General features: G+C 44.3%; 10 protein-coding genes. 5 read left to right on the top strand and 5 right to left on the bottom strand.

Translation table 11 applies throughout. The features are described from left to right. Window positions 1-116: DUF433 domain-containing protein (locus tag O9323_RS13165; RefSeq protein WP_288124861.1), on the bottom strand; the 116-nt coding region annotated here is incomplete at its 3' end. A gap of 367 nt (window positions 117-483) precedes the next feature. Between O9323_RS13165 and O9323_RS13170 the strand changes: the two genes are divergently transcribed. The 4 genes from O9323_RS13170 (at window position 484) to O9323_RS13185 (ending at window position 1,855) form a co-directional block, all read left to right on the top strand. Next, window positions 484-681, top strand: coding sequence for a type II toxin-antitoxin system HicB family antitoxin (locus tag O9323_RS13170; RefSeq protein ID WP_002738180.1), 198 nt, complete (start codon window positions 484-486; stop codon window positions 679-681). Between the two features lie 2 nt (window positions 682-683). Further along, window positions 684-896, top strand: a complete 213-nt coding sequence (locus O9323_RS13175) for a type II toxin-antitoxin system HicA family toxin (protein ID WP_002753436.1) — start codon at window positions 684-686, stop codon at window positions 894-896. Between the two features lie 315 nt (window positions 897-1,211). Next, complete coding sequence (locus tag O9323_RS13180) at window positions 1,212-1,487, top strand: hypothetical protein (protein ID WP_002776327.1); 276 nt, start codon at window positions 1,212-1,214, stop codon at window positions 1,485-1,487. Further along, window positions 1,484-1,855: a clan AA aspartic protease gene (locus O9323_RS13185; protein ID WP_288125254.1), complete on the top strand. Its 372-nt coding sequence runs from the start codon at window positions 1,484-1,486 to the stop codon at window positions 1,853-1,855. The genes O9323_RS13180 and O9323_RS13185 overlap by 4 nt, the downstream gene beginning before the upstream one ends. Before the next feature lie 219 nt (window positions 1,856-2,074). Here the strand turns inward: O9323_RS13185 and O9323_RS13190 are convergent, their stop codons facing one another. The 4 genes from O9323_RS13190 to O9323_RS13205 form a co-directional block, all read right to left on the bottom strand. Beyond that, entirely contained in the window at window positions 2,075-4,285 is a 2,211-nt protein-coding gene (locus tag O9323_RS13190) for an aromatic acid exporter family protein (protein WP_288125255.1), read from the bottom strand. A 55-nt stretch (window positions 4,286-4,340) separates the two neighbouring features. Continuing rightward, window positions 4,341-4,517, bottom strand: coding sequence for a hypothetical protein (locus tag O9323_RS13195; protein WP_002735384.1), 177 nt, complete (start codon window positions 4,515-4,517; stop codon window positions 4,341-4,343). 64 nt (window positions 4,518-4,581) lie between these two features. Further along, the gene (locus O9323_RS13200; protein ID WP_288125256.1) at window positions 4,582-5,136 is read right to left on the bottom strand and encodes a hypothetical protein; all 555 of its coding nucleotides are present in this window, start codon (window positions 5,134-5,136) and stop codon (window positions 4,582-4,584) included. Between the two features lie 125 nt (window positions 5,137-5,261). Further along, complete coding sequence (locus tag O9323_RS13205; RefSeq protein WP_288125258.1) at window positions 5,262-6,086, bottom strand: biotin/lipoyl-binding protein; 825 nt, start codon at window positions 6,084-6,086, stop codon at window positions 5,262-5,264. Window positions 6,087-6,711: 625 nt separating this feature from the next. On the opposite strand from O9323_RS13205, the gene O9323_RS13210 reads away from it, so the two are divergent. Continuing rightward, the coding region (locus O9323_RS13210) for a DUF3782 domain-containing protein (RefSeq protein WP_288125259.1) at window positions 6,712-6,952 on the top strand (241 nt) is incomplete at its 3' end.

Genomic DNA, 6,952 nt, shown 5'->3' on the forward strand with positions numbered 1-6,952 from the left:
ATACTGAAAGAGAGTCCCTCATTTAGCAACTCAAGAACACTCTGCACAGTGATGCGCGTCCCTTCTATGCAGGGCTTCCCAAAATGAATTTGAGGGTTAACAGAAATTTTATACATTGTTGTCACCTAGTCGTAAGATGCCCTTATTTTAGATCACATTGCACAAAAAAAGCCGTATAACAAGTCGCTGCACCGGAACGCCGTCATTTGGTTGGTTGAGTGCGATGCCAAAGGCACTGCGTAGCAGCACGCTGATCTGGTAGGGTGCGTTAATGAAATGTAACGGTGCGATTCGTTTCTAGGGGAATAAATAGCCTAGAGTAGCCTGTAGGTTGAACTTCGGCCGTGAGCTTTTGCCGAACGGTTGACGCAAGTAAACCCAACCATATCAAGTTTGCTGTGAGGTTCCGCTGTTGCTACAATTTGATCCCACATCCATAATTCTATCAAGCTAAAATGGAGTGCTATCTAGAAGGAACTTATGATGAAATACAAAATTGTCCTTTATCGTTCTGAAGAAGGAATTACTGTTGGCGTTCCTGCGCTCCCCGGTTGTTGGTCCGAGGGAGATACTGAGGAAGAGGCATTAACCAATATCCAAGATGCAATTCGTGAGTATCTTGCAGCCTTAGAAGAACGCTTGCAAGATGGGGAAATTCGTGAAATTGAAATGCAGGTGTAACTATGCCTAGAATTCCTGGCGTAAATCACCTAGATGCAGTACGAGCCTTGGAGAAGGGAGGCTTTCGGATCATTCGCCAAGGCAAACATATCATCATGAGTGATGGGGTGCGTCAAGTTGCTCTTCCAAGGCACAATCCAATTAAGGCATTTACAATGGGTGGAATTGTTCAAGATGCTGGTTTGACAGTCGCAGAATTTCGTCAACTATTATGAGTGCGATGCCAAAGGCACTGCGTAGCCGATCGCCTTGCCCGTAGGTTGGATTGACGCAAGGAAACCCAACATCAATCAACTCATAACAGAGTGCGATGCCGAAGGCACTGCGTAGCAGCACGCCGATCTTGTAGGGTGTGTTAATGAAGTGAACGCACCTTATCTAATGTTCAAAATCCGTGGGTTACGCTAACGCTAACACAGGCTACATCATATCGATCGCCAAGATTAAGTGATTGCCAAACACACCCTATCAATTCAAAAGAGCGAGATCGTTCAGGTTAAAATGGAGAAGGCAGTCAATGGGGCAAGGCTATGACAGTTCGGCAAAGGCGTTACAGCAAAGAGGAGATGGCTCGTCGGGGGAAAGAACTCTACGAGTCTGGCATTCGGCAGCAAGTCGAAGCGGGTAATGAGGGTAAAATTATCGCGATCGACATCGAAACCGGAGATTTTGAGGTTGATGAAACGGTCGTAGCTGCAACCAATCGGCTATTTGAGCGTAACCCTGATGCCCAGCCTTTTGGAATTCGGATTGGACACCGTGCCGTGTATCACTTTGGTTCGCGGAGCTTAAAGAAGAATTCATGATACACGGAGTTGTGAATTTGCGCCGTGAAGCTACACTTTCCCTTGTAGTTGGTAACTACTCATCTGGTCAGCGGGAATTCATCAATACCGTGATTGATACCGGGTTTGATGGCTTTCTGTCTTTACCATCTGAAATCATCATTCGCCTGGGGTTGCCTTGGACGATCTCCAATCCAGCGACTCTAGGCGATGGCAGCGAAGTCTTGTTTGATTTTTACACTGCAACAGTCATTTGGGATGGGCAATATCGCGAGGTTGATATCGCAGCATCAGAGACAGATCCGTTGCTCGGAATGGCGATGCTCTACGGTTATCGATTGCAGGTGGATAATGTTGAGGGCGGCATCGTTGAGATCAAAGCATTGTGATCCCATTAAGAAGTGCGATGCCGAAGGTACTGCATAGCAGATCGCCGATCTTGTAGTGGACTGTTTCAGCTAAAATAGGGCAATAGATTTCGGCTTAAAGTCTTAGATTATAGAATTTCTAGCATTTTTCTAATACACCAAATTAGCTGAAACAATCCACTACTGAATATACAGCCCTAAGAGCAGAGATACTTCAGGCTGATAATATTTGCCTATTACCTATTGGGTGTAGGCAGGTAAGTCTTGACTCATTTGATTTAAGTTGCTGGCAATGGCTTTCATCGTCATAAAAGCCGAGCTAAAGGCGATTAGCTCATTTAAGGGATAACTTCGACTCTCAACCCGCAAGCTCAGTAACTGCTTCTCAAGAGATTCAATTTCTTGGATGAGCAATCCTAACTTTGGTGGGTTGAGAATTACCTGGGCAGCGATCGCCTCAGCAATTTCATCAAAAGCGATCGCGGTTTCTTGTGCAATCGCTTGTAATTCAGGTAAAAACTTTTGTCGTATCGGTTCAGGAAGCGGTTGCTGTAGCCCATCTTGTAAAGCATCCAATTGAACCCAGAGTTTTTGTTCGTAGCCGATGGAGAAATTCCAAAAATTTTGGTGTTTGGTTGCTAAAACTGTGGAAATTTGTTCGAGACTGGCAATCTTAACCGAGGCTGGATGTTGAGCGATCGCCACTGTGATGGCCTGCTTCAGTTGGGGGATATCTGACGGTGGTATCGTATCCTGAAAATAGCCTGACAGCAGTTTTTGATATAGCTGTCCCATTTTCTTAAAAGTCACAGAAAAATCTGTTTCCAGCTGGTTTGTAGCCGATTTTGTCATAAATACAGTGGTCAGCAATACCCCCAGAAACGCACCTACGGGAACTGAAATTAGTGCGGCCCAAATTCCTTGCTCGAAAAAAGGAAAAATATCCTTCCCGATGGCATCGGCTGCTACAATCGCACCGATGCGAGCGATGGGCGTAAACCCCAGCCAAGCACAACTGAAGTAGGCGAAAAAATAAGCCAGACTGCTACTAAAAGGATTATAACCAAAGGACTTGACCAACAGGTAAATACAGAGAATCGTCAAACTCAACGAGACAGTGGCCGCCCAACCGATCGCGATCGCTCGCCCCCTTGTCGGTTGAATGACAGTGACCACTGCACCTATGATCACAATATCTGCCACTTTTTCGTAAGCAGAAGGATAGGGAAACTCGATGTGACGAATAATAGCCAGTAACAAACCAATAACCAGGCCAAGACTGACAATTTCTCTCAGGCGTTTTAGGGATATAGGGGACCATTTGGGAAAGGTAATCAGGTGTCTTCGCCTGAAAGTTGCAGTTACTTTGGTTTTATCGATTATCCTGCCTCCTAATCCCTCGCATTGTTGGATAAATCGAGATACAAGTTGAATAAATTGATAAAACTGTAGTGATTCTTGAACATCATACCGATCAATCTCTCCACTGGTTCGGAGATGATCAAGTTTACCCCCAATATTCGCTAAATCTTCTTCTAATTCTCTGAGGTAAGGGGTAGCTAAGATTTTTTTGGCGTTACTCAGATCCCTCAAGCTATCAAAGCTGTCGGTAAGATGAGTCGCCAATTGGTGAAATTCATCCCTGAACTGATGCACTAAATTTTGTTCATGCTTTTCGCCATTAAAAGCCATCAGATCAGCTAATTGTCGAGTCAATTGGTTCTGAATTGCCAAGATTTCACTCCAATTTTCTGCCACCAATATCTCACTACCGAATTCATGGGTTGCTTTTGTGAGTGTTGAAAGGCTAGTTTGTGTTGATTTTTTAATCTGATTGAGTAAGTTAAGCTCGTTCTGCTCAATAGAAAGAGGATAATCCCGCTCCTCGACCTCAGTTTTTAAGTGGCGATCGAGGATTTTTTGGAACAAGTGCGGTATATCTTGAAGGATTCCCATCAAGTTCCGGTTGAGATCGGATCGAGTATTCTGGGGCCAAAATAGTAAGGCCACAGCAATTCCCACAGCGATTCCGATCCAGTTATCGATCAGGCGCGATCGCAAATAGAGCCAGATATCTTGTTGTGCTGATGTTCCTACCACTCTCATGGCAATTAAAGCGCCCAGTAGTGTGGCTTGGGAATAAGCGGCTTGCCATCGGTAAGTTTCACAGATCAGGGCGGCTAAAATGTAGGTGAGAGAGGGAATGACAAAAAAACTTGAGCCTTGGATTCCGTAGGCGTTCACCAGGATAGCGGCAATGATTCCCCCCAAAGCACTTCCCCCCAAACGCCCCAAACCTGCAGCGATCGCACCTCCCATCGATGGCTCAATCAGTACAGATACATACCCAAAGACGGGATAAACAAAGTTGTCTAATACATTTCCTCGGTGCCAAAAGAAACTCGTTAAGAGAGCAGCACCCAGGGAAAATTTCAATCCCTGTCTGATCATTAGCCCGTTTTTACTGTCCAAGGTATCTCTATATCCTTTTTCGACTTACTCATTGTTACCCATTAATCGCTCGCTCAATCCCATATAAAATTAGTGCCAAAAACGTCACCAACCAAAACCAAAGCTGAGGAGGCTCACTATGGATCAAGATGACTAAAACAAAGGCTGCGGCGATAATCCACCACTTAAACCACCAAGTCCACCATTGAGAACGTCTTTTCGGATTTTCCATATTAGGTTCAACCGTTTATTCTAGTCGTTGTTTCTTTCAGCTACTTACGCTCGCAAGATTGTGGTTAACGGTCGTACACCCCTGTAATCCAGCGAAAAGCAGGGGTTATATAACTCACTAAAGAACGCTCTTCCACCACGGCATGGACATCTGCGGTAGTTCCGTTGGTAATTCTTTGGGGCGCTCCCTTAGCTTGGGTCCAGTAAAAACCACTCGGTGTATTGCGATCGACCTTCAGCGCTAAAGTGGCTTTGATAACACTTGCATTGACGGGTATAGGCTTATCGCGATCGTCTTCATCTCTACCCAGAAACAGTTTGCTGGCGAGTTCATGACTTCCGACTATATTTGCTAGTTCTGCCACAGTTACCGGCTGCTGATCGACGGTAATTACCTTAGCAACGATACCCCCATAGCGTTCGCGATCATAGAGATCGGGAACGACTTCTACTTCCTGGCCCGGTTCTAATCGTTTGGCATCACCGCTCTTAAACAAGGCCACCACGTTGGTCTTGGCCTTTAGATTGGAGACTTCTAACGTACCTATGCGCCCCCCCGGAGCCAGGACTTCCCCCGGATTAACAGATAAGTCTAAAATCTGGCCGTTGTACAGACTCACTACATTTTTGTTGGCTTGAATAGTGGTTCTTAACGTATTAATCTCTCGTTGCTGGTCAGCGATCGCATTGTAACGAAGAATATCACTGGCTGTATCTTGCAGGTCTATTTGCCGTTTTTCCGTGTTTAGTATATTATTCTGTGCCGCCCGTGTTCAACTACTGGCAGGCTTTCATCAACCCCCTTAAGGCGATCGAGTTCTATTTGGACGCGATTGATACTATTAGAAGCCTCTAGATTATTGAACTGAAACAAATAGGAGGGAAAATCTAGCTTGGCGACAGCCCCCTCTTCGATAAGTTTATCGTAGGCGGCTAGTCTTTCATCCGTTGAGTTCTGGAAATTTTTAAGATATCGAGCATGGGAGAGATAGGCTTCTCGCTGTTTTTGATTACTGGATAATTGAACTTGAAGTGCTTTAATCTGAAGCTGATTCGCCTTTTGCTGGCGATCTATTGAGGCTGCATTCAATTGGCGACGACTCACTTCAATAGAGTCAACTCTTTTATCCTGCTGCTTGAGATCTGCTAGTCTATCCTTTTTATCCTTTAATTCTGTTTCTAATTCAGGAAACTCTAAAGTTGCCAGTAACTGCCCTTTTTTAACAGAATCTCCCGGTTGAATCAGGAGGGTTAACACCCGCCCACCTTGACGGGGTTCGATATTAACAATAGAACGAGGAATCAAAATGACCGCTCGTCCTTGAACAGGAGTCGGAATCTTACCAACTATCGCCCAATAACTCAGTCCTCCGAGCAAAAGACCCACCGGCATTAAGCGCAGGATTATCTCCCCTAATCTTCCTGTTTGCTCCGAATATTTAAACGGTTTTTCCGAATCAATTTTAGGATCAATTCCTGTTTTTATTTGATTATTATCCTGACCTTCTATCCTAGCCTGCGTTGTTTTCTTCGCACCCATATCTGGCTGCTGATGATTCTGATCAGACATAGATTCGGCTTGATTTTTTGCCATTGTACTGAAATGAGTAAAAATCACTTAATTTGTAACATGATAAACATTCAGAGGGTATTACTTTACATTAGGAAAATCCTCTGAAAAAATCGCTCAAGCTATTTTTGACATAAGATAACTAGGCTACCTCGAAAGATTTACCGAAGGCTCAAACCTTTAAAATTTTCCTGTAAGAAACCTAATAAAGTAGCAAACTTGATGTGACCTAAAACAACCTAATTAGGGATCAAGTGTTTGAGTCCAACACTCCGACTAGAGAGATAATCTATCGAAAGAGTTTACACCATTCCAGCTTTTAACTTACATAAGGCGTATAGTCTCATTGTAACCGTTCAGGGGGGGGGATGTCAAGCCGCCAGTGGCATTGACTCTGTGGAAGGACTCTCCTGGGGCAGCACCGAGATGGATACTACTCTTTCACAGTAGCCGCTCTTTTCTGCGTCTTTTTAGATTATCAGATTTTGTCCTCCCCTGAACTAGGGTTGATTCATTGTAGGGTTGATTCATGAATCAACCCTACCCCCTGAACAGTTACTTCAAGGGAGAAAAAGCGATCGGGCTATAATAGAGAAAATTTTATTTTAACTTGAGAAAATTCATTATGACAGCCACTATTGAAGACATTCGGGAAATACTAAAGGAATTGGCTCAATCCCAACAAGAGTTATCCCAATCCCAACAAGAGTTATCCCAAGCTCAAAAAGAGTTATCCCAAGCTCAAAAAGAAACGGATAAACAAATCAAGGAAACAGATAAGCAAATTAACAGAGTTAGTAAGCAGATTGGGGAGTTGGGCAATCGTTTAGGAGAGTTTGTCGAGTGGCAAGTACGTCCTGCGGTGG

It is taken from the genome of Microcystis sp. LE19-131.1A (assembly GCF_027532015.1).
GTDB classification, from domain to species: Bacteria; Cyanobacteriota; Cyanobacteriia; order Cyanobacteriales; family Microcystaceae; genus Microcystis; species Microcystis ichthyoblabe_A.